The sequence below is a fragment of the Streptomyces sp. NPDC058664 genome, assembly GCF_042716635.1.
Taxonomy (GTDB): domain Bacteria; phylum Actinomycetota; class Actinomycetes; order Streptomycetales; family Streptomycetaceae; genus Streptomyces.
The window spans coordinates 87,681-110,341 of record NZ_JBHXRW010000007.1; the positions used below are offsets into that span (position 1 = coordinate 87,681).

The window sequence follows — 22,661 nt, forward strand, 5'->3', positions numbered from 1 at the left end:
AAGTCGAGGTCAACGGTGGTCCCCGTACCCGGCGAACCTTCGTGCTCAGGCGTCCCCGAGCGCCTCCTTCAGGGCGCGGCGGCAGAGGGAGTCGGCGTGACGGGTCGTTTCGGGGATGCGGTAGCGCGGGGTGAGCCGGAGGGTGTGGGCGCAGGCGTTGGCGAGGGAGACCCGGTGGCCGACGGAGACGAACACCGGCTTCACCCCCGTCCGGGTGCGCAGGGCCCGCCCCACCTCCTCGCCGCCGGCCAGGAGCGGGGCGGAGTCGCCGCGCGCGGAGCCGGGTTGCTCGTACGTGAAGGTGAAGGGGTTCTTGGCGACGCCGATGGACGCCCGGCCGGTGAGCACCCCCAGGTGGCTGGCGAGCCCGAAGCGGCGGGGGTGGGCGAGGCCGTAGCCGTCGCAGACGAGGAGGCCGGGGTCGGCGGTGAGGCCGCCGAGCGCGGCGAGGACGGTCGGGATCTCGCGGAAGGCGAGGAGACCGGGAACGTACGGGAACGAGATCCGGCCGACCGCCACGGCCTCCTCCACGACCTCCAGGGTCCGTGCGTCGAGGACGACGGCCGCCGCGGCGACGAGGTCGCGCTCGTCGTCGTAGGCCACGTCGAGCCCCGTGACATGTCCTTCGCCCGGCTCCGGCCCCTCCTCGTCGCGTACGAGTCGCCCGCGCAGCTCCTGCTGGACGGCTCGGGCGGCGGCCTCGTCGGCGGGCCAGCCCGCCGGAATCTCGATGATCGTCATGATGCGGGCCACCCTACGGTCGCCCGTGGACGGGCTCCCAGCCCCGTGTGCGGGAGAAACGCGCGGCCGGGCCGCGGAGGGCGGGCGGTCCGGTGACCGCCGTGTCCCGGGCCGGGCCGGCAAGCGGCGGTCCGGTCGCTGGTACGTCCCGTCCCGTCCCGTCCCGGAGAGCGGCTGTCCGGTGGCCGGTACGTCCCGGCCCGGCCCGGAGGGCACCGGGTAGCCTGGCGATCATGTTCGTACTGGAATTGACCTACACCGCGCCCGTCGAGCGGGTCGACGCACTGCTCGACGCGCACATCGAGTGGCTCGACGCGCAGTACGCCGCCGGCGTGTTCATCGCCTCGGGGCGGAAGAACCCGCGCGACGGCGGGGTGATCCTGGCCGCCGGGGTCGACCGCGCGGAGATCGAGAAGATCGCGGCGGCCGACCCGTTCAGCGTCGAGGGCGTGTGCGCGTACCGGATCACGGAGTTCTACCCGACCAAGACGGCCGAGGGCCTCGCCGCGTACCGGGAGCAGCTGCCCTCCTAGGCGGCCCCGCCCTCCTGGGCGGCTGTGCCCTGTCCTCCGTCGGAGGTCAGGGCCGGCGGTCCGGGCCCGCCACCGCGATCCGGCCCTTCTCGCCGGAGGCCCAGCAGGAGCCGTCGGGTGTGCAGTCCACCGTGTCGTACGAGCCGGTGTCGACCGTGCGCCAGGTGCGGCCGCCGTCGGTGGTGAGGTCCGTGCCCGTCGGGCCGACGGCGAGCGCCGCGCTCCCGCCGTGCGGGAGCCAGGCGACGCCGGAGCGGTACGCGGGCGGCGGCGCGGTCGAGGCGCGCCAGGTGCGGCCGCCGTCGCCGGTGACCGCGGCGGCCCGCGGGGACGGCTGGTCCTTGCGGTAGTCGCCGCCGACGGCGATGCCGTGCGCGCGGTCGCGGAAGGCGAGCCCGAAGACGCCGCGGGCCGGGTCGCCCGCCGGTACGGGCGAGACGGCGGCGGTCCAGGTCAGCCCCCGGTCGGCGGAGTGGAGCACGCGCGCGGTGGCGCCGCCGCCGGTCGCGAGCCACACGTCGCGGGGACCGGCCGACACCAGGCACTGGCCGCTCGCCGCGAAGCCCGCCTCGCCGGGGAGCGCGTCCGGCATCCCGGCGTTCGGCAGCACGTGCCAGGAGCGGCCGCCGTCGCGGGTGGAGAGGATGCGGTACTTCCCGTCGACCGGGTCGCTCATGGCGAGTCCGTGCCGGCGGTCGAAGAACGTCATGCAGTCGTAGAAGGCGCGCGGATCGGTGTTGCGGAAGGACTCGGTCCAGGTGGCTCCGCCGTCCTCGGTGCGCAGGACGCGCGAGGCCTCGCCCTCGCCGATGGCGAGGACGACGGCCCGGCGGGCGTCGAAGGCCTCCACGTCGCGGAACTCCAGCTCGGCCGCGCCGGGCGGCGAGACGTTTCGCCAGCTCCGGCCGCCGTCAGTGGTGCGCAGTACCGTGCCCCGGGAGCCCGCGGCCCAGGCGGTGCGGCGGTCGACGGCCGCGAGGCCGCGGAAGCGGGCGTCGGTGCCGGTCGGTGTCAGCCGCCAGCCGGTCGCGGCCCGGTCGACCGGTGCCGGCTGCCCGCCACTCGCGGCCGTGCCGGTCGCCGGCTCGTGCCGGGCCGCCATGTCGGTCCCGGCCTCGTGCCGGGCGATGGCCGCCGGGTCGGTGCCCGTCGGTGCCGGCTGCCGGTCGGTCGCGGCCGCGGGGGTCTCCCCGGCGCGCGCCGGGGCGGTCAGGGTCAGCGCCAGCGCCGCCCCGATCAGACCCACCGACATCATTCGTCTCGTCATCCCCATGGACGTCATGGCGCCGGAAGCTAGTGCCCCGGGCCGCCTCCCGTCCAGGGTGCGTCCCCGTCAACGGCGTTCCCCGGCCGGGGCCATGACCGACCGCGCGGACGAGCGCGTGCCCGGCGGAAGGCCGAAGGCTCCGGAATCCGGCCGTACCGCGATCGCTCCGAGCCGTGTGCCGGAACCGGCGGTCCCGTACCCGAACGGCGCTGACCTGCGCCGCCCCGCCAGGACGCCCCGGACCGGCTGGCTCGGTGACGCAGCTCACGTGGGCCCCGAGTGCACGTTCCGGCCGCTTCGCTCGTCTAGCCAGGTGTCAGGTGCCCCGGTGTCGGGGAGACGCACAGGATCCGAAGCCCGCGCGAGAGGAGCCGGTCTTGTCCGCCGTCATCGAGCAAGCCGTAGAGGCACGCATGGTCGCATCCACTCCGCGGATGGAGACGGTCCCCGCCACCCTGCGGTACGACCGCGAGGACCCGTACGCCGTGAGCATGGCCTTCCCGCCGCTCGCGACCCTGGAGGGCGTGGAGGTCTCCTGGGCCTTCTCGCGCGAACTCCTCGTCCAGGGCGTCGAGCGCCCGGCCGGGGACGGGGACGTGCGCCTGCGTCCGTACGGGTACGACCGTACGGTGGTCGAGTTCCACGCCCCGGAGGGGGTGGCCATGGTCCACGTCCGGACCTCGGAGCTGCGCCGCTTCCTCGAGCGCTCGCAGCACCTGGTGCCGACGGGACGCGAGAACCAGTACCTGGACTGGGACCACGGGCTGACGGAGCTGCTGCGCGACCGGCCCTGACGGGGTCCGGGTCCGCCCCGTAAATCGTTTGTCCCTTCCCGCGCCCCGGCGTACGGTCCTTGATGACCCTGTCGTCATCTGATCGGAGAAGGACGTTGCTCGTCTGAGGTTGCGAGACACCGTGCCGCGTGTGCCCCCTGTGCCGCGTGTGCCGTTCTCGACCTCGGCGTACGAGCCGTACTTCCCACTGCCCGCGCCCCGGTGTCTCCACGCGTCGCATCCAGTCACGCTCGCGCTCGCATCGGGAGGCCCCCATGGCGCATCACCCCACGTTCATCACCTGTACCTCCGTCTCCTTCTCCTGGCCGGACGGCACCGAGGTCCTCGACGACTTCCGTCTCGCGGTCGGACCCGGCCGCACCGGGCTCGTCGGGCTCAACGGCTCCGGCAAGTCCACGCTCCTGAAACTGATCGCGGGCGAGCTGACGCCGGTCTCCGGCACCGTCCGGGTCACCGGCGAACTCGGCCACCTCCCGCAGAACCTGGTCCTGGACACCTCGCGGCGGGTGGACGAGATCCTCGGCATCGCCGCGAAGCGGGCCGCCCTGCACGCCATCGAGGCGGGGGACCCGGCGGAGGAGCACTTCACCGCGCTCGCCGACGACTGGGACGTGGAGGAGCGGGCCCGCGCCACCCTCGACCAGCTCGGTCTCGGCGGCGTCGGTCTCGACCGGACCGTCGGCGAGGTCTCGGGCGGCGAGTCCGTCCTGCTGCGGCTCGCCGCACTGCTGCTCGCCCGTCCCGACGTCCTGCTGCTCGACGAGCCGACCAACAACCTGGACCGGCACGCCCGGGCACGGCTGTACGAGGCGGTGGAGAGCTGGTCCGGCGTCCTCGTCGTGGTCAGCCACGATCGCGAACTCCTGGAGCGCGTCGACCAGATCGCCGATCTGCGGGACGGCGGCGTCACCTGGTACGGCGGTTCCTGGTCCGACTACGAGGAGGCGCTCGCGGCCGAACAGGAGGCGGCGGAGCGGATGGTACGGGTCGCCGAGGCCGACGTGCAGCGCCAGAAGCGGGAACTCGCCGACTCGCAGGTGAAGTTGGCCCGCAGGAAGCGGTACGCGCAGAAGAGCTTCGAGAACAAGGTCGTCCCGAAGATCGTGGCGAACAACCGCAGGAGCGAGGCACAGGTCTCGGCCGGCAAGCACCGCGCGCTGCACACGGAGCGCCTCTCGGAGGCCCGGGAGCGGCTCGACGCGGCCGTGGAGGCGGTGCGGGACGACGACGAGATCCGTGTCGAACTGCCGCGCACCTCGGTGCCGCCGGGCCGCGAGGTGCTGTTCCTGCGGGATCTCGAGCTGCGGTACGGGGCGCGTGTGGAAGGCGAGTTCGAGCTGCGTGGCCCGGAGCGGATCGCGCTGGTCGGCCGGAACGGCGCCGGGAAGACGACGCTGCTCCGGACGATCGCCGGAGAGCTGCCGCCGCTGTCGGGCGAGGCGGACGCGCGGGTGCCGCTCCGTTTCCTGCCGCAGCGGCTCGACGTCCTCGACGACGGGCTGAGCGTGGTGGAGAACGTGGCCCGGTTCGCGCCCACGGCGACGGGGAACGCGATCCGGGCCAGGCTCGCGCGCTTCCTGTTCCGGGGGGCGCGGGCCGATCAGCCCGTGGGCACCCTGTCGGGCGGGGAGCGCTTCCGGGCCACGCTCGCGGCCCTGCTCCTCGCGGAGCCGGCTCCGCAGCTGCTGATGCTGGACGAGCCGACGAACAACCTGGACATGGCGTCGGTACGGAAGCTGACGGCGGCCCTCGACGCGTACGAGGGGGCACTGGTCGTGGCCAGTCACGACGTGACGTTCCTGGAGTCACTGGGGATCACCCGGTGGCTGCTGCTCGACGGTGAGCTGCGGCCGACGACGGCGGAGGAGGTACGGGGAACGACGTCGAACCGGCACTAGAGCGGGGCGCGGAGTCATCGGACAGGTCCCGGGACCGGTCGCGCCCACCGGCCACGCCCGCCGGTCGTGTCCGCCGGACACGTCTCGGGTCCGGCCGCGGGTGTCCGGGGCGTGTCGTCCGGCCGTCCTCGTCCGAGGCGTCCTGGCGGTGGAGTAAGGCCCAGGACTTCGTGCCGCCGCCGGGGGTGAGGACGGGGACGGGTCCCCAGTCCCCTCCGTGCCCGACGAGTTCGGAGGCGGCGAGGGCGGCGGTCGCGCAGAGGTCGGAGAGGCCGTGGCGGGCGAGGAGCGACCCGACCCGCCCGGCGCGCGAGTCCGGCGCAGCGGGCGCCTCCGGGGAGGGGCATCGGGACCATCGCCCAGGACCTGTGAGGGGGCCTCCCACCATGAACGTCACGACCGGCACCGCCGCCGGCACCGCCGCCACCCAGTCCGGCCGTCCCGGCGTCGAGATCGGCTGGAGCGAGGCCTTCCGCAGCGAGGGCGCCAACCGCTTCCGGTTCGGCCTCGACGACGCGGGGCGCGCCTGCATCGGCTCGGCCCTCGCCCCCGGCGCGTACGTCAGCGACTCGGTGGAGGCCCCGCGGGCGCCGATCCGGGCGGTCAAGGCGGGGGCGGCGGACCACTTGCCCTGAGCTGTCGGCCTCCCGCTCTGCGTAGTCGGCCGAAGGCTTCGCGAGTGGCGCCCGGGGCGTGACCTGCGTCTCTGCCACCCCGCCCGAGCAACGCACATAACGGAACGTAATCGGACATCGCCGGGGCAGGCTTGGCCGACGCCTTACGGAGCCTTAACCTACGGTTTCGTAACCTACGAATCCGTAGGTAATTCCGTAGGCCCTTCTCCCCGTCCCCAGGAGTCCCCGTGACGCTCACTTCTCCCCACCTCGACAGCTCGGCGGAGTGGACCGACGCGCGCCTGCTCTACGCGCTCGAAGAGGTCGTGGAGAAGGAACTCAACCGGCACCTCAAGGTCACCAAGGACTGGATGCCGCACGAGTACGTGCCGTGGTCCGACGGCCGGAACTTCCCCGGCTACTTCGAGGACGGCGAGGCCTGGGACCCGTCCCAGTCGAAGGTGACCGACATCGGCAAGATCGCCCTCGTCGTCAACCTGCTCACCGAGGACAACCTGCCGAGCTACCACCACGAGATCGCCAGCCTCTTCGGCCGCGACGGCGCCTGGGGCACCTGGGTGCACCGCTGGACCGCCGAGGAGGGCCGGCACGGCATCGTGATGCGCGACTACCTGCTCGCCTCGCGCGCCGTCGACCCGGACAAGCTGGAGCAGTTCCGGATGTCGCACATGAGCGAGGGCTTCGAGTCCGACAACCGGCACTCGATGCTGCACTCGGTGGCGTACGTGGCCTTCCAGGAGCTCGCGACCCGCATCTCGCACCGCAACACCGGCCACCAGTCCGGTGACCCGGTCTGCGACCGGATGCTCTCCCGCATCGCCACCGACGAGAACCTGCACATGGTCTTCTACCGCAACCTGCTGGGCGCGGCCTTCGAGCTCGCCCCCGACCTGACCATGCAGGCCGTGCGGGACGTCGTGGTCAACTTCCGGATGCCCGGACACGGCATGCCCGGCTTCGAGCGGGCGGCGGCGCAGATGGCGATCGGCGAGATCTACAACATGCGCATCCACCACGACGACGTCCTCCAGCCCGTCCTGCGCTTCCTCAAGGTCCTCCAGATCGAGGGCCTCGGCCCGGACGGCCTGCGCGCCCAGGAGGAGCTGGGGCTGTACATGAACGGGCTCGACAGCGAGGCCAGCAAGTTCGACGAGAAGCTCGCGGCCCGCAAGGCCCGGATGGCCGCCCGCGCGGCGGGCTGAGAGCCGGGCCCCGGACGGCGGGCCGACGACCGGGCCCGCGCGGCGGGCCGGCCGGACTGGCGCCCGCACGGCGGGCCTGCGGACCCGCCGCGTGCTCGGCCTCGCCGCGTGCTCGGCCCCGCCGCGTGCTCGGCCCCGTTGGCGCCTCAGCCCCGCTGACGCCTCAGCCGGAACCGCTCCTTCTCCGAGAGCCCGCCCCACACGCCGAAGCGCTCGTCGTGCGTGAGCGCGTACTCCAGGCAGGCCACGCGCCCCTCGCAGGCCCCGCAGAGCTGCTTCGCCTCGCGGGTCGAGGAGCCGGGCGCCGGAAAGAAGAACTCCGGGCCGGCCTGGGCGCACAGCGCGTTCTCCTGCCAGGTCATGTCGGGCTCCGGTGCGGTCAGTACGCTCGTGTCGGTGTGCATGCCGTACACGCTGCCGCAGGGGCGTAAACGAGCCATCAACGTTCGATCAATGCGGCGCGCCGAAGACGTGCGGCCCGTACGTCCGCCGGGCCCGCGCACGGCCCCGTCCGATGAACGCGTGGGGCGTGCTCGGCCTCAACGGCTGACGCCCAGCGCGGGGAGAACCGTTTCAGCCACCCGGTACGCCTCCTCCAGGAGCGGGTTCCCGGACAGGATGAACGTGTCCACGCCCAGGGCCCGGTACTCCTGGAGCCGTTCCACGACCTGGGCCGTGGAGCCGACGACCGCCGTTCCCGGACCGGGACGGAAGAGACTCATGCCGGGCCAGAGGTTGGGGTGGGTCTCCAGTTCGCGGGCGCGGGCGGGCACCTTGCCGCCGTGCTGGCGGAACTGGCGCTGCCAGCCGACCCCGTCCTCCTCCGCCCGCCCGCCCAGCTGCCGTGCGTAGGTCGCCTCGCTGGTGACGTCCAGGAGCCGGTCGGCCGCCGCCCAGGCCTCGTCCTCGGTGTCACGGACGATCAGATGGAGACGGAGGCCGATGCGGAGCGTACGGCCGTGGGCGGCGGCCCGAGCCCGTACGTGGTCGAGCTTCTCCTTCAGCAGGTGCGGGGGCTCGCCCCAGGTGAGGTAGACGTCGACGTGCTCGGCGGCCATCTCGACGCCGGCGGCCGAGGATCCCCCGAACCAGAGCGGGACGTGCGGTTCCTGCACGGGCCGCAGGTCACGGAAGGACGCGCCGGCGTTCTTGAGATCGTAGAAACGCCCCTCGTGGTCGAAGACCTCCCCCGCCGTGAGCCGCTTCACGATCGACCAGTACTCGGCGCTCAGCGCGTACCGCTCGTCGTGCTCGACGTGGAGCCCGTACTCGCGCAGGGACGCGGTGGATCCGTTGACGACGTTGAAGCGGAGCCGCCCGCCGAAGAGGTTGTCGAAGCTCAGCGCCATCTTGGCGAGCAGGGTCGGCGAGATCAGCCCGGGGTGGACGGCGAGCAGCGGCTTGAACCGGGTGCCGGTGGAGGCGGCGAGCGCGGAGCCGAGCGGCCAGACGTCGTAGAGGTCGGTGGCGAGCAGCGCCCCGGTGTAGCCGAGGCGTTCGACGGTCCCGGCGAGCTGTGCGAGGTAGCCGAGGTCGACGGGGCGGCGGCCCGCCGGCTCCCACGGATAGGCGCCTTCGCGCGGGATGACGTACCAGAGGACTTCGGGTGCCTGGGTGGTCACGGCGGTCAGGCCTTCCGGGGCAGGGCGTCCGCGACGGTGATCGCGCGGTCGACGAATCCGGCCCGGTGGAGGATGTCGGCCGCCCGCTGCTGCTCGGCGACGAACTCCTCGGTGACCGCCTCGATCGTCCACGGCAGTGCACGAAGGGCGGTCTCCCAGTCGTCGACCGTGCCGCCCTGGTCGGCCGCGGCGATCCCGGCGGCCTCGCGGGGGTGCGCGGCGGCCCACTCGTCGGCCCGCCGGAGCGCCCGGGTGAGCGCCTCGACCACGTCCGGCCGCCGCTCGGCCAGGTCACGGCGGGCGAAGAAGACGGACCGGTCGGTGATGACCTCGCCGGTGGGGACCAGGACGCGCAGGCCGCCGGTCCGGCGGGCGGCGGCGAGTTCGGCTCCCTGGGCGACCCAGGCGGTGATCGCGCCGGCGCGGAGCCGCTCCTCGCTGCCGGAGTCGGCGCGCACGGGAGTGATGTCGGTGGCGTACGAGAGACCCGCGTCGTCCAGGGCCTTGGCCACGAGGTGGGTCTGCCAGGAGCCGACGGCGAGGTGCACGGTGCCGCCCTTGAGGCCGGCGACGGTACGGACCGGGCCGTCCTCGCGGACGAGGAGGGCACCGTGGCCGGGGCGGGGCGCGGAGACGGCGGTGTAGACGATGTCGTGCCCGGCGGCCTGCGCGGTGACGGGCGGGGTGGAGCCGGTGCCGCCGAAGTCGATGGTGCCGTCGGCGAGGAAGGCGCCGGTACGGACGCCGTCGGTGTACGGGTGCCAGGTCACCGTCTCGCCGAGTGCGGCGAGCTCCTCCTCCGCGTAGCCGAGACGGGAGAGGTGGTAGAGGGAGGGGTTGCTGCGGTGGACACCGATGACGACGGTCATGCGGACGCTCCTTCGGGGGCGGTGGACGCGGGAGTGGCGGATGCGCGGGTGCGGACGTCGGGGGTGGGCGTGTGGCCGGCGGGCGGTTCTTCGCCGGTGTCCTCGGACGTGTGGACGCCGAGGTCGGCGAGGAGACGGCGGCGCAGGGCGACGAAGGCCGGATCTCCGGGGTCCCGGGGGTGGTCGACGGTCACGGGCTCGTCGGTCACCAGTCGGCCGTCGCGCAGGACGGCGACCCGGTCGGCCAGGCGTACGGCCTCGTCGACGTCGTGCGTCACCAGCAGGACCGCGGGCCGGTGGATCCTGCGCAGCTCACCGACCAGGTCCTGCATGCGGAGCCGTGTCAGCGCGTCGAGCGCGGCGAACGGCTCGTCGAGGAGAAGCAGTTCGGGCTCCCGGACCAGGGCGCGGGCCAGCGCGACCCGCTGGGCCTCGCCGCCGGAGAGGGTGGCGGGCCATGCCCCGGCATGCCGTTCCAGACCGACCTCGGCGAGGGCCCGCAGTCCGGTCGCCCGGGTCGCGGCGCCGCGCGGGAGGCCGACGGTCACATTGGCGAGGACCTTCTCGGAGGGGATGAGCCGGGGTTCCTGGAAGACGATCGTGCGGGCCTCGGGGACGAGTGCCTCTCCCCCGTCGGCGCCGTCGAGGGCGCCGAGAATGCGGAGCAGCGTGGTCTTGCCGCTGCCGCTCGCCCCGAGGAGGGCGAGGAACTCGCCGCGCGCCAGGGTGAGGTCCAGGCCGTCGAGGACGGGCCGGTCCCCGAAGACCCGGCGCAGGCTCCGTACCCGTACCGCCGTGGTGGGGGATGTCGTGGAGGTGGTGGTCATCGGGCCGCTCCCCCGGGGCCGGCCGTGCGCCAGGGCATCAGGACCCGTTCCAGGCCACGGACGGCCACGTCGGCGGTGAGGCCGAGCAGACCGTAGACGAGGATGCAGACGGCGAGGATGTCGGTGCGGGCGTAGCTCTGGGCCTGGGACATCAGATAGCCGATGCCCGCGGTGGCGTTGATCTCCTCGGCGGCGATGAGCGCGATGACGCTCAGCGTCATGGAGAGCCGCAGTCCGGCGAGGAGCGAGGGCAGGGCGCCCGGCAGGACGACCTGGCGGACGATCGCGAGCCGGCCGAGACCGAAGCTGCGCATCGCCTCGACGAGCTTGTGGTCGGTGCCGCGGACGCCTCCCGCGGTGGAGACGTACATCGGGAAGGTGGTGGCGACGGCGATGAGCAGGATCTTCGCGGTCTCGTTGATCCCGAACCAGACCATGAAGAGGGGGACGAGCGAGAGGAAGGGGATGGTGCGGAGGGTCTGGAGCGAGGAGTCGAGCAGTTCGTCGCCGAGCCGGGTGAAGCCGGTCGTGATGCCGAGGGTGAGACCGGCGGTGAGACCGATGAGGAGCCCGATCCCGGAGCGGGTGAGGGAGGTGGCGAGCGCGTCCGGCAGCTGTCCGTTGCCCCACAGTTCCCGTACCGCTTCGATTACTTGCGCCGGTGAGGCCAGTACGTCGGGGGTGAGGAGTCCGGTGGCCGACGAGCTCCACCAGAGGACGAGGAGGACGAGGGGGCCGAGGGCTCGGACGGTGAGGGAGTACGTACGGGAGCGGGGGCGGCGCACCTGCGGGCGGGGCCTGACGAGTCCGGCCGTACCGCCCTCGGGGCCGGCCGCGGTGCCGGCCGGTACGGGTGTCGCGTCGGCCGGTTCGGTCGTGGTCCCGGCCGGTTCGGGTGCCGCGATGGCGGGTGCCGGTCCGGTGACGGCCGTCATGACAGCTTCTCTATGTCGAGGAGGTGGGCGGCGATGTCGACCTTGTTCGGTGTGACCTTCTGGTCGGCGTAGAAGCGGGCGACGGTCTCGAAGCGCTTGACGTCCCCGGGCCGGATCGGGTCCACGGTGCCTCCCTTGCCGGTGAAGGAGATCTGGACCTCCCTGGCCCTGCCGTTGACGGCGGTGGGCCCGGCGTCGGTGAAGACGTTGAGGTAGGCGGCCGGGTCCTTCCTCTCCTTGGCGCTGTGTTCGTGGAGGTAGGCGTAGAGGGCCTTCACGACCTCGGGGTGTTCCTCGGCGAATTCCGAACGGACGGCGTTGAGGCTGTAGTTGTCGGATCCGATGGCGGTGCCGTCGGCGACGAAGTGGGCCTTGCCCGCGCCGATCTCGGCGACGGCGTAGGTGGACCAGACGGCCCAGGCGTCGACCTGGCCGGCGTTGAAGACGGCGGCCGTCTGGTCGGGGCGCAGATAGACCCGCTCGACCTTCTCGGCCGGCACGCCGGCCTTGGCCAGGGCCTTGAGGAGCAGGTACTCGCCGGTGCCGCCCTTGTTGACGGCGACCTTCCGGCCGACGAGGTCCCGGACGGATGCGATGTCCGAGCCCTCGCGGACGAGGATGCCCTCGCCGACGGGGTCGGGAGCGGTGGCCGTGAAGAAGGCGAAGCCGGGGCTCTGGGAGAGGGAGGTGATGCCGGCGGTGATCGAGCCGGTCGCGATGTCCAGCTGATCGGCGTTCATCGCCTGGGCGGCGGGGGCGAAGGGCCCGGCGCTTCCGGTCCACGCCACCTCGGCACCGACCGCCGCGAGGGCCTTGTCGAGACTGCCGTCCTTCTTGCCGCGGGCGAGGACTCCGGAGTTCCCGGGATCCGGGATGCGGATGGTCACCGTGCCCTTGGCGCCCTCGGAGCCGCCGCCCTGTCCGTCGGCCGGACCCGCGGCCGGGCTGCCTCCGCAGGCGGTGAGAGCGGAGAGGGCGGCGAGGGCCGCCAGAGCGGCGAGCGGGGTGAGTGCGGTGCGTGGGATGAGTGGGGTGCGTGGGCGCATGACGGTCGTCCTTCGGAAGATCGGTGCGGAGCCGGGGGGCGGCTACAGGGCAGCTTCAGGGGCGGGGCGCGGTGACGGGGTCGGGCCGTGGTGACGGGGCTGAGGGCGGGCGGATGTCGCGGGGCCGGGCTTCTTCGGGCCCCTGCGACGGGACCGGAGCGTGTCGTCGCGGTCGCTGTCGCGGTTACGGGACCGGCAGCGGCGCCGCGAGCTGTCGGGCCCGCCGCAACGGCTCCGGGTCGGCCCAGGCCCGTACGTCCACGGCCTCGGCCAGGAAGCCGTGGCCGCGCAGGGCCTCCTCCTGACGGGCGAGCAGGTCCAGCCGGGTGCCCGACAGGTCCGGGTGGAGGGTGCGATGGGTGCCGGGGCGGTAGGCGCCCGCGACTCCCTCGGCACCCGCCCCGGTCTCCGCGCCGAGGATGCGGGCGACCTCGGCCGGCTCGTCGGCCGCCCAGTCCGCGGCCCGGAGCAGGACGGCGAGGAAGCGGGCCACGAGCTCGGGGTGCCGGTCGAGGAGGTCCTGGTGGACGGTGAGGGGGCGCGGGGTGCCGTTGTTGACGCGGTGCGCGGGGTCGGGCAGCTCGTCGAGTTCCACGGCCACCTCCGCCCCGGCCCGGCGGGCCGCCTCGACGGCCAGGGCGCCCTTCACGTAGACGGCGTCGGCCTCGCCCCGGCGGAGGGCGTCGAGCTCGGCGGCCCACTGGCCGCGACGGCCTTCGGCGGGTACGTCGACGAGGACGGCGTCCCCGAGTCCGTACCCCGCCGAGGCGAGGGCCCCCTCGAAGCCGCGCAGGGCCATGGCCCTCCAGAAGTCGACGGGTACGGAGTGCCGGGGCACGGCGAGCCGGAGGCCGCGCAGGGCGGCGGCTCCGCGCACCGGGGAGCCGGGGGCGACGAGCACGACCTGCCGTTCCTCGATCCAGGTGAGACCGACGAGCCGGGTGCGCTCACCGCGTGAACGGGCCCACAGCGCGGGCACGTTGCCGCCCTCGCGGAAGAGGCCGGGAAGGGCGTGGGTGAAGTGGGTGGCGCGGTCAGCGCCGGGTTCGTCGTCCTGGAGCGAGCGGACGGCGATGCCGTCGGAGGCGAACTCCCGGGCGAGCCAGCCCCGGTCGGCGGCGACACCGGTGGCGGTGGGGACGGGGCAGCGGGTGAACCAGAGCGTGTCGGGAACGCGGGCGTGCGGCATGGAGGGCTTCCCGGAGGGGTGTGGTGGGACGGTGGGCGGCGGCAGCGGTACACGGGCGGGTGGTCACCGCGAAGGCGTCGGCGACGCGGCCGACGTGCGGGAGACGGTGGAGACGGTGGGGTGAAGGGCGGACCGAGGGGAGCGCGCCGGGAACGTGGAAGTCCCGGTGCGTGGAGCGTGGATCCGGCTTGGGACCCGGCGCGTCGACCGACCCGTGGGCCTGGCGCATGGACCCGGTGCGTAGGTCCGGAGTCCGGAGCCCGGGACCGGAGCAAGGGGCCTGGGCGCAGGCCCTGGGCAGTGGGCCGGGCACGGACCTGGGCGCGGGCCCTGGGTGCGGGACCGGAGCGTGGCGCCGGGACGCGGCGCCGGTGCGTAGCCAGGAGCACCGCACCGGAGCACGCGACGGACGGTTCCCGTGTCCGGCCGGTGGCGCCGGCCCGCCGATCGCCCTCAGCCGGGAGACGGCCTCAGCGAAGCACTCGGACCGGCGGCGACGTCAGGGGACGCCGTGTCAGCGACAGCCGGCCCCTGCGACGCGCGCCAGGTCGATGTGGCGGCGCCGGGTGAGGCCGAGCGGCGCGGGAGAGACGGTGGGCGCGCATCGTGCGGTACGTCGTCCGTTCATGACTGGCCCTGCTCCCTCCGGCTCGGTGTCGCTGTGGTGGCTTGGCCGGAACCCTGCCATGGATGCTCCGCCGTCGACAACTCGCCTCCCACGATGTGGGATTGCGTGTGAACAGAGTGTTTCCGGCCTGGTGGGACCCCTGATCCGGCTCCCGTCATGTGGGAGCGTGGGAGCCCGATCACCCACGGGGAGCGAACCCTGATGACGACCGAGGCCGGCATCGTCCGACCCCCGGCGGGCGCCCAGGCGGTCCGCCGCGCACTCGACGTGCTGCACTGTTTCCACGACAACGGGCCCGACCTGAGCGCCTCCGACCTCGCGCGACGGCTGGGGCTCTCCACCTCCACGGCGCACCGCCTCGCCCGGACCCTGCTCGGCGCGGGATTCCTGGAGCAGGACGCCAGGACCGCCCGCTACCGGCTCGGTCCGGCGGTGACGGAGCTGGGACGCCTCTCGTACCACCAGCGGGGGCTTCACCTGGCCGCGCCGGAACTGTCCGACCTCGCCGAACGCACCGGAGCCACCGCCGACCTGGCGCTGCGCAGCGGACCGCACGTGGTGATCGTGGCGGGCGGCTCGGTGACTCCGAAGGTGGGCCTGCGGCGGCCGCTGCACTCCACGGCGCTCGGGAAGGTACTGCTCGCGTGGCCCCGCGCGGGCGAGGCGGGCCCGCGCTCGCTGCCGCCGCTGCACGCGTTCACCGAGCGGACCATCGTCGAACCTCCGGCCCTCACCGTCGAGTTGGCCCGGGTACGGGAGGCGGGGTACGCCCTCAACGACGGCGAGTCGGCCCTCGGGGTGCGAACCGTGGCCGTGCCGGTCCTGGAGCGGACCGGGTCCGCGCGGTTCGCGCTCGCGGTCCGCGCGACCCCGGAGCTGATCACCGAAGGGCGGCTCGACTGGTACCTCGCCCAGGCCCGGTCCTGCGCCCGCGCCCTCGAGGTCCTGCTGCTGCCCCCGGCGGAGCGGCGGGATCCCGGCACCGGGGCCGGGTAGGCCGTCCGACGCCCTGGCCGGCCCGGCGTGGCCCGAGGCGGCCCGACGTGGCCCGGGACCGCCCGGGAGATTTCCGTACGGTCGTGCGGTCAGTACGATGGACGCATGAGCGGCAGCACCGGAAGCGGCACCGGGACCAAGACGGACGGACGCGTCGAGCGCGGGAACCAGACCCGGCGCCTCGTGCTCGGCCGGACGATGGACATCGCCTCGGTCGAGGGGCTCGAAGGCCTGTCCCTGGGGCGGATCGCGACCGAGCTGCGGCTGAGCAAGAGCGGCGTCTTCGCCCTGTTCGGCTCCAAGGAGGAGCTCCAGCTCGCCACGATCAGGGCGGCCGTCGCCGTCTTCGCCGACCGTGTGGTCACCCCCCTGGAGGACGTGCCGCCGGGCGCGCGGCGGGTGCGCGACCTGTGCCGGAACTGGCTGGCGTACTCCTCGGACCGGGTGTTCACCGGCGGCTGCTTCTTCTACGCGGTCTCGGCCGAGTTCGACGCCCGTACGGGTCCGGTCCACGACGCCGTCGCCCGGACCCGCCACGACTGGACCGCCTATGTGGAGGGGGCCCTGAGGGAGGCCCGGGCGGTGGGGGACTTCACGGAGGAACTGGACGTGGAGCAGCTGGCGTTCGAGGTGATCGCCCTCATGGAGGCGGCGAACGCCCAGTCCGTGCTCTTCGGTGACACCCGGACCTACGCCCGTGCCGAGCGGGGCATCACGGACCGCCTGCGCGCCTCGGCCACGGAGCAGGGCCTGGCGGACATGGACGCCGCCGACCCGTAGAGCCGCCCCCGCTTTCCGTACCGCCCCGCGCCCACTCAGCCCGTCCCGCGCCCGCTCGCCCCGTCCCGCGCCCGCTCAGCCCGCCGTCACCCGTTCCTCCGACGGCTCGCCCGCCGGAGCCGTCAGGAACTCCACCGCCTCGGCCACGACCCGCGGGTCCGTCAGGATGCGGCGGTGGCCGAGGTCCCGGGTGACGACGAGCCGGGCCCGGTCACCGTGGGCACGGGCGAGCAGCCGTGACTGGGCGAGGGGCACCATGTCGTCGCTCTCGTCGTGGAACAGCAGGACGGGCGCGCCGAGTTCGCCGGGGGCTCGGTCGGCGTCGAAGCGGTCCCAGATCCCGGGTTCGTCCGGCGCGATCCGCCGCTCCACGTGGTCGCGCATGCGGCGGACGACCCGCTCGTCGAGGCCGAGGCCGGCCCGGAAGCCCGCGAGCAGCAGGTCGAAGGAGCCGACTCCGCCGAGGCCGACGAAGCGGGCCGTGCGGACGCCGTCCCGGAGGGCGAAGAGGGCGGCGAGGACACCGAAGGAGTGGGCGACGACGGCGTCGAAGTCGCCGTGCCGGGCGTGGAGTTCGCGGATGATCTGCCGGTACTCGACGATGTTGCTCGCCCGCCCCGAGGAGTCGCCGTGGCCGGGGGCGTCGAAGGTGACCGGGCTGTAGCCGCGCGCGAGGAGCGCTTCGGCGAAGGCGGTGAGGCGCGAGGCGCGCGAGGGCCAGCCGTGGACGAGCAGGACGGGCCGGCGGCCGTCGCCCCAGGCGTAGGTGACGACGTCCTGGCCCCGGACCCGGAGGTGTCCGGTGCGGGCCGCGGCGAGGAGGGCCCGCTCCTCGGGCCTGACCCGCGCCCGGCCGAGCGGGCGGACGAAGAGGTGGAAGGCCCAGCGGCCGGCCGGTCCGGGGGCGACGCGGGCGGTGGCGTTCAGGGCGGTGCGGATGAGCGGAGCCATCGGGTACATGCCGGATCTCCTCGGTCGTCCTGGGCAGGCGAAAATGTTAGCACGATCGTTCGTGTTGTTTTAGACTCAGGAAACAGGCGGGCCGACGCCCACCCGGAAAGCGCCGGCCCGCCCTCCGGCCGTGTTCGGCCGATTCCGTCCAGCTCGTCAGCTCGTCCCCTTCTTCGCCCGGCTCGGCTGGACGCGCTTCGGCTCGCCCGGCGCCTTCGGGTACTCCGGCGGGTACGGCAGGTCACCGAGGCCGCGTTCCGCCTCGTCCCGCCGGGCCAGTTCCAGCAGGGACTCCAGACCGAACCGCTCGTCGTCCATGTCGGCGTGCACGTCGCCGACCTCGGCGTACCGGACCGGCATCTTCTTGATGTCGAAGTCCTGCGGCACGGCGTCGTCGACCTCCTCCCAGCGCAGCGGCGCCGAGACGGGGGCGTGCGGGCGCGGGCGTACGGAGTAGGCGGAGGCCATCGTGCGGTCCCGGGCCGTCTGGTTGTAGTCGACGAAGATCCGCTCGCCGCGCTCCTCCTTCCACCACCTCGTGGTGACCCGCTCCGGCATCCGTCGTTCCAGCTCCCGGCCGCAGGCGATGGCCGCCCGCCTGACCTGCCCGAAGGTCCACCGGGGCAGGATCGGCACGAAGACGTGGAGCCCCCGGCCGCCGGAGGTCTTCGGCCAGCCGCGCAGCCCGTGCCCGTCGAGGACGGAGCGCAGCTCGTGGGCGGCGCGGACGACGTCGGCGTAGTCCGTGCCGGGTTGCGGGTCGAGGTCGATGCGGAGTTCGTCGGGGTGGTCGGTGTCGTCCCGCCGCACCGGCCAGGGGTGGAAGGTGACGGTGCCGAGGTTGGCGGCCCAGAGCACGGCCGCCGGTTCGGTGGGACACATCTCGTCGGCCGACCGGCCGCTGGGGAAGGTGATGCGCGCGGTCGGGATCCAGTCGGGCAGGTGCGCCGGGGCGCGTTTCTGGAAGAAGGAATCGCCGGTCACCCCGTCGGGACAGCGCTCCAGGGTGGTGGGGCGGTCGCGCAGGGCGCGGGTGATGCCGTCACCGACGGCCAGGTAGTAGTGGACCAGGTCGAGCTTGGTGTAGCCGGGCTCGGGGAAGTACACCTTGTCCGGATGGGACACGCGCACGGTCCGGTCGCCGGCTTCCACTTCCACCGCTGCCGCCTCACCTGCCATGCCGGTCAGCCTAGGGCTCGCCGACAACTCCCGCATACCGGACAATTCCCTCATGGATCTTCCGGTGATGCCGCCCGTGAAACCGATGCTCGCCAAGTCCGTGAAGCGGATTCCGCCCGGGATGCAGTACGAGGCGAAGTGGGACGGCTTCCGGGCGATCGTGCACCGGGACGGACCGGAGCTCGTCATCGGCAGCCGTACCGGCAAGCCGCTCACCCGCTACTTCCCCGAGCTGGTCGGGGCGCTCGCGGCCCGGCTGCCGAAGCGGTGCGTGGTCGACGGGGAGATCGTCGTCGACCACGAGGGCCGTCTCGACTTCGACCGGCTCAGCGAGCGGATCCATCCGGCCGGCTCCCGGGTCCGCCTGCTCGCCGAGACCACCCCGGCGCGGTTCGTCGCCTTCGACCTGCTGGCCCTCGGGGACACCTCGCTCCTCGACGCCCCCCTGAGCGAGCGCCGGAAAGCGCTGGAGCGCGTGCTCGCCGGGGCCGGAGCGCCGGTCCACCTGGCCCCGGCCACCCGGGACGCCGAGGTGGCCGGGCGCTGGTTCCGGCAGTACGAGGGCGCGGGCCTCGACGGGGTGATCGCCAAGCCCCTCGACCTGCCGTACCGGCCGGACGTCCGGCTCATGTACAAGATCAAGCACGAGCGGACGGCCGACGTGGTCGTGGCCGGCTACCGCTTCCACAAGAGCGGGCCGGTGGTCGGCTCGCTGCTGCTCGGCCTGTACGACGACGAGGGCGCCCTCCAGCACGTCGGGGTGTGCGCGGCGTTCACCGCGCGGCGGCGCGCCGAGCTGGTCGAGGAGCTGGAGGCGCTCCGGACGGACCCGCGGGACGGGCACCCGTGGGCGGCGTGGGCGGACGGGGCCGCGCACGAGGAGGCGCGGCTGCCGGGCGCCCCGAGTCGCTGGTCGGGGAAGAAGGACCTGTCGTGGGTGGCGTTGCGGCCCGAGCGGGTCTGCGAGGTCGGGTACGACCACATGGAGGGCGACCGCTTCCGTCACACGGCCCAGTTCAAGAGGTGGCGCCCGGACCGCACGCCGGAGTCGTGCGGTTACGGACAGCTGGAGGAGTCCGCCTCGTACGACCTGTCGGAGATCTTCCGGTAGGGACGACGGCCGTCCGGAAAGATCCGGCCCTCGGAAGGATCCGGTCGGCGGCCGTCCGGACGGATCCGGTCGGCAGTTGTCAGGAAGACGCCGTTCCGCCGAGTGAGATGCTTCACATTCCTCGGGCGTCCCGATGCGCTCCACCCGCCCGTTTCGGCCACGCGTTCGTCGTACGCGCGGGCGATACGCGGGGGCGCCGCGCGACGCGGCGACCGCCTTTCGCCCCCGTACCTGCGAGAACGTCTCCTCGCCCGCCCCACCTCCGGGCCCGCTCCCCCGCCCCGGATCCCGCGCGCCGGTCGCCCGGACCGCCGGGCCGTTGCCCCACCGCGACATCGCCGTGCCGGAACCCGTACGGCGATCCGGTACGTATGGAGGGGAGACCCTTCCGTACCCGTCCCTGACCCACTAGGACTGACCCGTGATCACCTCGCCCTCGCGCCTCGTCCCCGTCCCGATCCCCGACCGCGTGGCCGCGCTGATCGGTTCCTGTCTGCCGCTGCACGTCCTCCAGGCCGAGATCGACGCGGACTCCGCGGCCCGCGAGGTCTACCGGTTCCGGGGACCGCTCTGCGCGGAGGACCGGGCCGACCGCGAGCACGCCCTCTCCGCGCTCGCGCGGGCCAACAAGATCCTCGCCAAGCACCACCCGAAGCTGCCCGTCACCCCCTGAGGGAACCGGGCCGGCGCACGCCCGGCAGCCCGGCTCCGTCGCCCCTGACGGCCCGCCCGTTCGGCCGTCCCCCGCATGCACCCGGACGGGGCCGGTGTGACGCTGCGAGAGTGACCACGACCAGCGACGCAGCGCCCGCGCCCCCGGCCGCCACCGAGCCGCCCGTGCTCGACGGCCGCCGCCGCAACATCGTCTTCGGCACGATCCTGCTGGGCGTCCTCCTCGCCGCTCTCGACCAGACGATCGTCGGCACGGCGCTGCCCACGATCGTCTCGGACCTCGGCGGCGCCGCCCACATGTCGTGGGTGGTCACCGCCTACCTGCTCGCCGAGACGGTCGCGACCGTCCTCGTCGGCAAGTTCGGCGACCTCTTCGGCCGCAAGGTGATCTTCCAGATCTCGGCGGTCGTGTTCATCACCGGCTCGTTCCTCTGCGGACTCGCCACGAACATGACGCTGCTGATCGTCTGGCGCGGCCTCCAGGGCATCGGCGCGGGCGGCCTCATGGTCACCTCCATGGCGCTCATCGCCGATGTGATCCCGCTGCGCGAACGCGGCAAGTACCAGGGCGCCATCGGGGCCGTGTTCGGCGTCTCCACCGTCATCGGCCCGCTCCTCGGCGGCCTGTTCACCGACCACCTCAGCTGGCGCTGGGCCTTCTACGTCAACGTGCCCATCGCGATCCTCGTCGTCATCGCCGCCGCCCGCACCATCCCCTCCGTGCGCTCGGCGAGCCGGCCCGTCATCGACTACGCGGGCATCGCGCTCGTCGCCACCGGAGCCAGCGCCCTGATCCTGGCCACCAGCTGGGGCGGCAACGAGTACGCCTGGGGCTCCGGGATCATCATCGGACTCTTCGCCGGCGGCCTCGTCGCCCTCGCCCTGTTCTGCTGGGTGGAGACCCGGGCCGCCGAACCCATGCTGCCCATGCGACTGTTCGGCAATCCGGTCTTCACCGTGTGCTCCGTGCTGAGCTTCGTCGTCGGCTTCGCCATGCTCGGCGCGATGACCTTCCTGCCGACCTACCTCCAGTACGTCGACGGCGACTCGGCCACCGTGTCCGGCATCCGCACCCTCCCCATGGTCGTCGGCCTGCTCATCGCCTCCGTCTTCAGCGGCAACGTCGTCAGCAAGACCGGCCACTACCGGATCTTCCCGATCGCCGGCTGCCTGGTCATGGGGCTCGGGCTCTACCTGCTGTCGCTGATGGAACCGGGTACCAGCACCTGGCTGGCGTCGCTGTACATGTTCGTCCTCGGCGTCGGCATCGGCCTGTGCATGCAGGTCCTCACCATCGCCGTGCAGAACACCGTCGACTACGCCGACCTCGGCACCGCCACCTCCGGCGTCACCTTCTTCCGGACCCTCGGCAGCTCCTTCGGCACCGCCGTCTTCGGCACGATCTACGTCAACTCCCTCGAACCCAACCTCACGGCCGGGGTCGCCGAGGCCTCGGCCGTCGCCGGGAGCCTCGGCGTGGATCCGGCCGGACTCGCGCAGGCCGCGCGGAGCCCGGCCGGTGTGCACGGACTGCCGGACGCGGTCGCGGAGCCGATCGTCCACGCCTACGCCGACACCCTCCACACCGTCTTCCTGTGGACCGTGCCGGTCGCCGCCGTCGGCTTCGTCGTCGCCCTCTTCCTCAAGCAGGTGACGCTCCGCGACTCGGCGCGTGCCGCCGCGCCCGACATGGGCGAGGGCTTCGCCTCCCCCACCACGGCGGGCGACTCGGCGAAGCTCCTCGAACTGGTCGTCGGCCGGATCCTGCGCCGCACGGACCTCGACACCGTCCGGCGGATCGTCGCCTCGTCCGACACCCGCCTCGACACCGCGGGGGCCTGGGCGGTGATGCAGGTCGAGCTCTTCACCCGGGCGGTCGGGCACGCGAGCCTCGGCCTGATCTCGGCGCGGCGGCGGATCCCGCCGGAGGTGCTCCTGCCGGTCTTCGACCGGATGGTCGAGGAGGGCTTCCTGACCCGCGACGGCAACCTGCTCTCCCACACCCCGGCCGGCAAGCGCGAGGCGGAGGTCATCACCCGCGCGTGGGGCGACTGGCTCGCCGACCGGATCGAGCGGGAACGCGGCCGGCCCAGCGACCCCGAACTGCGGGCGGCGACGGACGCCATCGCGAAGAAGATCGTCGCCGAGGACCTCGCGAGCGGCGCCCCGGCCGGACGGCAGAAGGTCTCGGCGGGCGCCCGCTGAAGGACCACCGCCCTACCGGCCCGCCGGAGGGCCGCCGCGTCACCGGTCCGTCGAAGGGTGCGCCGCCCTACTGGCTGACGTCGCGCCCTACTGGCTGACGTCGCCGTCCACGTACACCCAGGCGCCCTCGTGGCGGGTGAAGCGGCTGCGCTCGCTCAGCGCGCCGGGCTCGCCGTCGTGGACGTAGCGTGCCGTGAAGGTCACCGTGCCGCGCCGGTGGAAGGCGGTGCCCTCGGTGGCCTCCTCGATCTCCAGGCCGGTCCAGCGCAGGCCCGGGTCGAAGTCGACCTCGCCCGGACGGGTCTCCGGAGCCCAGGTGCGGAGCAGATAGGCCTCGTCGCGGACGACGAAGGCGCTGTACCGGGAGCGCATGAGCAGTTCGGCGGTGGGCGCCGTGCCGCCCGTACCCGCGTGGAACCGGCCGCAGCACGCGCCGTACGAGGCGTCGAGACCGCAGGGGCAGGGGGAGCTCGCGGTCACCGCCGGGGCGGCGACGGAGGTCGTACGGGGGCGGGTCTTGCGTCGGGACATGCCGCCATTGTCCCCCACGGGAAACCCGGGACCGCGCCCGGCATGTGGAC

The 22,661-nt window shown here is 73.6% G+C and carries 23 protein-coding genes; 10 read left to right on the plus strand and 13 right to left on the minus strand.

Annotated elements, in window-relative coordinates:
* Window positions 1-45: 45 nt before the first annotated feature.
* Window positions 46-741 carry an endonuclease V gene (locus ACFWUY_RS08325; protein WP_384103610.1) on the minus strand — a complete coding sequence of 232 codons (696 nt, stop codon included), beginning with the start codon at window positions 739-741 and terminating at the stop codon, window positions 46-48.
* Window positions 742-974: 233 nt separating this feature from the next.
* Here ACFWUY_RS08325 and ACFWUY_RS08330 point away from each other — a divergent pair, with 233 nt between their 5' ends.
* Window positions 975-1,274 (plus strand): YciI family protein, encoded by a 300-nt coding sequence (locus ACFWUY_RS08330; RefSeq protein WP_384103614.1) that lies wholly within the window; start codon window positions 975-977, stop codon window positions 1,272-1,274.
* A 46-nt stretch (window positions 1,275-1,320) separates the two neighbouring features.
* On the opposite strand, the gene ACFWUY_RS08335 is transcribed toward ACFWUY_RS08330, so the two are convergent.
* On the minus strand, window positions 1,321-2,547 hold the full coding sequence (locus tag ACFWUY_RS08335; protein ID WP_384103617.1) for an oxidoreductase: 1,227 nt from the start codon (window positions 2,545-2,547) through the stop codon (window positions 1,321-1,323).
* Window positions 2,548-2,918: 371 nt separating this feature from the next.
* Here ACFWUY_RS08335 and ACFWUY_RS08340 point away from each other — a divergent pair, with 371 nt between their 5' ends.
* The 4 genes from ACFWUY_RS08340 (at window position 2,919) to ACFWUY_RS08355 (ending at window position 7,070) form a co-directional block, all read left to right on the plus strand.
* Complete coding sequence (locus ACFWUY_RS08340) at window positions 2,919-3,335, plus strand: SsgA family sporulation/cell division regulator (protein ID WP_384103623.1); 417 nt, start codon at window positions 2,919-2,921, stop codon at window positions 3,333-3,335.
* Window positions 3,336-3,589: 254 nt separating this feature from the next.
* A complete protein-coding gene (locus ACFWUY_RS08345; protein ID WP_384103626.1) occupies window positions 3,590-5,233 on the plus strand; it encodes an ABC-F family ATP-binding cassette domain-containing protein in 1,644 nt (547 codons plus the stop codon).
* Between the two features lie 386 nt (window positions 5,234-5,619).
* Window positions 5,620-5,868 (plus strand): hypothetical protein, encoded by a 249-nt coding sequence (locus ACFWUY_RS08350; protein WP_384103629.1) that lies wholly within the window; start codon window positions 5,620-5,622, stop codon window positions 5,866-5,868.
* A gap of 227 nt (window positions 5,869-6,095) precedes the next feature.
* A complete protein-coding gene (locus ACFWUY_RS08355; protein ID WP_384103632.1) occupies window positions 6,096-7,070 on the plus strand; it encodes an acyl-ACP desaturase in 975 nt (324 codons plus the stop codon).
* A gap of 146 nt (window positions 7,071-7,216) precedes the next feature.
* On the opposite strand, the gene ACFWUY_RS08360 is transcribed toward ACFWUY_RS08355, so the two are convergent.
* The 8 genes from ACFWUY_RS08360 to ACFWUY_RS08395 form a co-directional block, all read right to left on the minus strand.
* Window positions 7,217-7,474, minus strand: a complete 258-nt coding sequence (locus ACFWUY_RS08360; protein WP_384103636.1) for a WhiB family transcriptional regulator — start codon at window positions 7,472-7,474, stop codon at window positions 7,217-7,219.
* Window positions 7,475-7,609: 135 nt separating this feature from the next.
* Window positions 7,610-8,692: an LLM class flavin-dependent oxidoreductase gene (locus tag ACFWUY_RS08365; protein ID WP_384103638.1), complete on the minus strand. Its 1,083-nt coding sequence runs from the start codon at window positions 8,690-8,692 to the stop codon at window positions 7,610-7,612.
* Between the two features lie 5 nt (window positions 8,693-8,697).
* On the minus strand, window positions 8,698-9,561 hold the full coding sequence (locus tag ACFWUY_RS08370; protein WP_384103644.1) for an ABC transporter substrate-binding protein: 864 nt from the start codon (window positions 9,559-9,561) through the stop codon (window positions 8,698-8,700).
* On the minus strand, window positions 9,558-10,388 hold the full coding sequence (locus tag ACFWUY_RS08375) for an ABC transporter ATP-binding protein (protein ID WP_384103647.1): 831 nt from the start codon (window positions 10,386-10,388) through the stop codon (window positions 9,558-9,560). The genes ACFWUY_RS08370 and ACFWUY_RS08375 overlap by 4 nt, the downstream gene beginning before the upstream one ends.
* Window positions 10,385-11,323 carry an ABC transporter permease gene (locus ACFWUY_RS08380; RefSeq protein ID WP_384103650.1) on the minus strand — a complete coding sequence of 313 codons (939 nt, stop codon included), beginning with the start codon at window positions 11,321-11,323 and terminating at the stop codon, window positions 10,385-10,387. The genes ACFWUY_RS08375 and ACFWUY_RS08380 overlap by 4 nt, the downstream gene beginning before the upstream one ends.
* Window positions 11,320-12,369 carry an NrtA/SsuA/CpmA family ABC transporter substrate-binding protein gene (locus ACFWUY_RS08385; RefSeq protein WP_384103655.1) on the minus strand — a complete coding sequence of 350 codons (1,050 nt, stop codon included), beginning with the start codon at window positions 12,367-12,369 and terminating at the stop codon, window positions 11,320-11,322. The genes ACFWUY_RS08380 and ACFWUY_RS08385 overlap by 4 nt, the downstream gene beginning before the upstream one ends.
* A gap of 184 nt (window positions 12,370-12,553) precedes the next feature.
* Entirely contained in the window at window positions 12,554-13,558 is a 1,005-nt protein-coding gene (locus ACFWUY_RS08390) for an ABC transporter substrate-binding protein (protein ID WP_384103658.1), read from the minus strand.
* 514 nt (window positions 13,559-14,072) lie between these two features.
* A complete protein-coding gene (locus ACFWUY_RS08395) occupies window positions 14,073-14,246 on the minus strand; it encodes a putative leader peptide (RefSeq protein WP_384103661.1) in 174 nt (57 codons plus the stop codon).
* 141 nt (window positions 14,247-14,387) lie between these two features.
* Between ACFWUY_RS08395 and ACFWUY_RS08400 the strand changes: the two genes are divergently transcribed.
* Together ACFWUY_RS08400 and ACFWUY_RS08405 are read left to right on the plus strand one after the other, a co-directional pair.
* Complete coding sequence (locus ACFWUY_RS08400) at window positions 14,388-15,182, plus strand: IclR family transcriptional regulator (protein ID WP_384103665.1); 795 nt, start codon at window positions 14,388-14,390, stop codon at window positions 15,180-15,182.
* Window positions 15,183-15,287: 105 nt separating this feature from the next.
* Window positions 15,288-15,962, plus strand: coding sequence for a TetR/AcrR family transcriptional regulator (locus ACFWUY_RS08405; RefSeq protein WP_384103669.1), 675 nt, complete (start codon window positions 15,288-15,290; stop codon window positions 15,960-15,962).
* Window positions 15,963-16,037: 75 nt separating this feature from the next.
* Here ACFWUY_RS08405 and ACFWUY_RS08410 read toward each other — a convergent pair whose 3' ends face one another.
* Both ACFWUY_RS08410 and ligD read right to left on the minus strand, forming a co-directional pair.
* Window positions 16,038-16,922 carry an alpha/beta fold hydrolase gene (locus ACFWUY_RS08410; protein ID WP_384103673.1) on the minus strand — a complete coding sequence of 295 codons (885 nt, stop codon included), beginning with the start codon at window positions 16,920-16,922 and terminating at the stop codon, window positions 16,038-16,040.
* A 147-nt stretch (window positions 16,923-17,069) separates the two neighbouring features.
* Complete coding sequence (ligD, locus tag ACFWUY_RS08415) at window positions 17,070-18,092, minus strand: non-homologous end-joining DNA ligase (protein ID WP_384103675.1); 1,023 nt, start codon at window positions 18,090-18,092, stop codon at window positions 17,070-17,072.
* 52 nt (window positions 18,093-18,144) lie between these two features.
* Here ligD and ACFWUY_RS08420 point away from each other — a divergent pair, with 52 nt between their 5' ends.
* The 3 genes from ACFWUY_RS08420 to ACFWUY_RS08430 all read left to right on the plus strand — a co-directional run bounded on the left by ACFWUY_RS08420 (window position 18,145) and on the right by ACFWUY_RS08430 (window position 22,080).
* The gene (locus ACFWUY_RS08420) at window positions 18,145-19,203 is read left to right on the plus strand and encodes an ATP-dependent DNA ligase (RefSeq protein WP_384103681.1); all 1,059 of its coding nucleotides are present in this window, start codon (window positions 18,145-18,147) and stop codon (window positions 19,201-19,203) included.
* Between the two features lie 421 nt (window positions 19,204-19,624).
* Window positions 19,625-19,876, plus strand: a complete 252-nt coding sequence (locus ACFWUY_RS08425) for a hypothetical protein (protein ID WP_384103684.1) — start codon at window positions 19,625-19,627, stop codon at window positions 19,874-19,876.
* 110 nt (window positions 19,877-19,986) lie between these two features.
* Window positions 19,987-22,080, plus strand: a complete 2,094-nt coding sequence (locus ACFWUY_RS08430) for an MDR family MFS transporter (protein WP_384103687.1) — start codon at window positions 19,987-19,989, stop codon at window positions 22,078-22,080.
* Window positions 22,081-22,167: 87 nt separating this feature from the next.
* Here ACFWUY_RS08430 and ACFWUY_RS08435 read toward each other — a convergent pair whose 3' ends face one another.
* Entirely contained in the window at window positions 22,168-22,611 is a 444-nt protein-coding gene (locus ACFWUY_RS08435; protein WP_384103693.1) for a YchJ family protein, read from the minus strand.
* Between the last annotated feature and the right edge of the window lie 50 nt (window positions 22,612-22,661).

What these genes read in the sequence shown, in the direction of transcription:
- ACFWUY_RS08325 (WP_384103610.1), bottom strand. Translation starts at nt 741, where the DNA reads ATGACGATCATCGAGATTCCGGCGGGCTGGCCCGCCGACGAGGCCGCC.
- ACFWUY_RS08330 (WP_384103614.1), top strand. Translation starts at nt 975, where the DNA reads ATGTTCGTACTGGAATTGACCTACACCGCGCCCGTCGAGCGGGTCGAC.
- ACFWUY_RS08335 (WP_384103617.1), bottom strand. Translation starts at nt 2,547, where the DNA reads ATGGGGATGACGAGACGAATGATGTCGGTGGGTCTGATCGGGGCGGCG.
- ACFWUY_RS08345 (WP_384103626.1), top strand. Translation starts at nt 3,590, where the DNA reads ATGGCGCATCACCCCACGTTCATCACCTGTACCTCCGTCTCCTTCTCC.
- ACFWUY_RS08350 (WP_384103629.1), top strand. Translation starts at nt 5,620, where the DNA reads ATGAACGTCACGACCGGCACCGCCGCCGGCACCGCCGCCACCCAGTCC.
- ACFWUY_RS08360 (WP_384103636.1), bottom strand. Translation starts at nt 7,474, where the DNA reads ATGCACACCGACACGAGCGTACTGACCGCACCGGAGCCCGACATGACC.
- ACFWUY_RS08370 (WP_384103644.1), bottom strand. Translation starts at nt 9,561, where the DNA reads ATGACCGTCGTCATCGGTGTCCACCGCAGCAACCCCTCCCTCTACCAC.
- ACFWUY_RS08375 (WP_384103647.1), bottom strand. Translation starts at nt 10,388, where the DNA reads ATGACCACCACCTCCACGACATCCCCCACCACGGCGGTACGGGTACGG.
- ACFWUY_RS08380 (WP_384103650.1), bottom strand. Translation starts at nt 11,323, where the DNA reads ATGACGGCCGTCACCGGACCGGCACCCGCCATCGCGGCACCCGAACCG.
- ACFWUY_RS08385 (WP_384103655.1), bottom strand. Translation starts at nt 12,369, where the DNA reads ATGCGCCCACGCACCCCACTCATCCCACGCACCGCACTCACCCCGCTC.
- ACFWUY_RS08390 (WP_384103658.1), bottom strand. Translation starts at nt 13,558, where the DNA reads ATGCCGCACGCCCGCGTTCCCGACACGCTCTGGTTCACCCGCTGCCCC.
- ACFWUY_RS08395 (WP_384103661.1), bottom strand. Translation starts at nt 14,246, where the DNA reads ATGGCAGGGTTCCGGCCAAGCCACCACAGCGACACCGAGCCGGAGGGA.
- ACFWUY_RS08400 (WP_384103665.1), top strand. Translation starts at nt 14,388, where the DNA reads ATGACGACCGAGGCCGGCATCGTCCGACCCCCGGCGGGCGCCCAGGCG.
- ACFWUY_RS08405 (WP_384103669.1), top strand. Translation starts at nt 15,288, where the DNA reads ATGAGCGGCAGCACCGGAAGCGGCACCGGGACCAAGACGGACGGACGC.
- ACFWUY_RS08410 (WP_384103673.1), bottom strand. Translation starts at nt 16,922, where the DNA reads ATGTACCCGATGGCTCCGCTCATCCGCACCGCCCTGAACGCCACCGCC.
- ligD (WP_384103675.1), bottom strand. Translation starts at nt 18,092, where the DNA reads ATGGCAGGTGAGGCGGCAGCGGTGGAAGTGGAAGCCGGCGACCGGACC.
- ACFWUY_RS08420 (WP_384103681.1), top strand. Translation starts at nt 18,145, where the DNA reads ATGGATCTTCCGGTGATGCCGCCCGTGAAACCGATGCTCGCCAAGTCC.
- ACFWUY_RS08435 (WP_384103693.1), bottom strand. Translation starts at nt 22,611, where the DNA reads ATGTCCCGACGCAAGACCCGCCCCCGTACGACCTCCGTCGCCGCCCCG.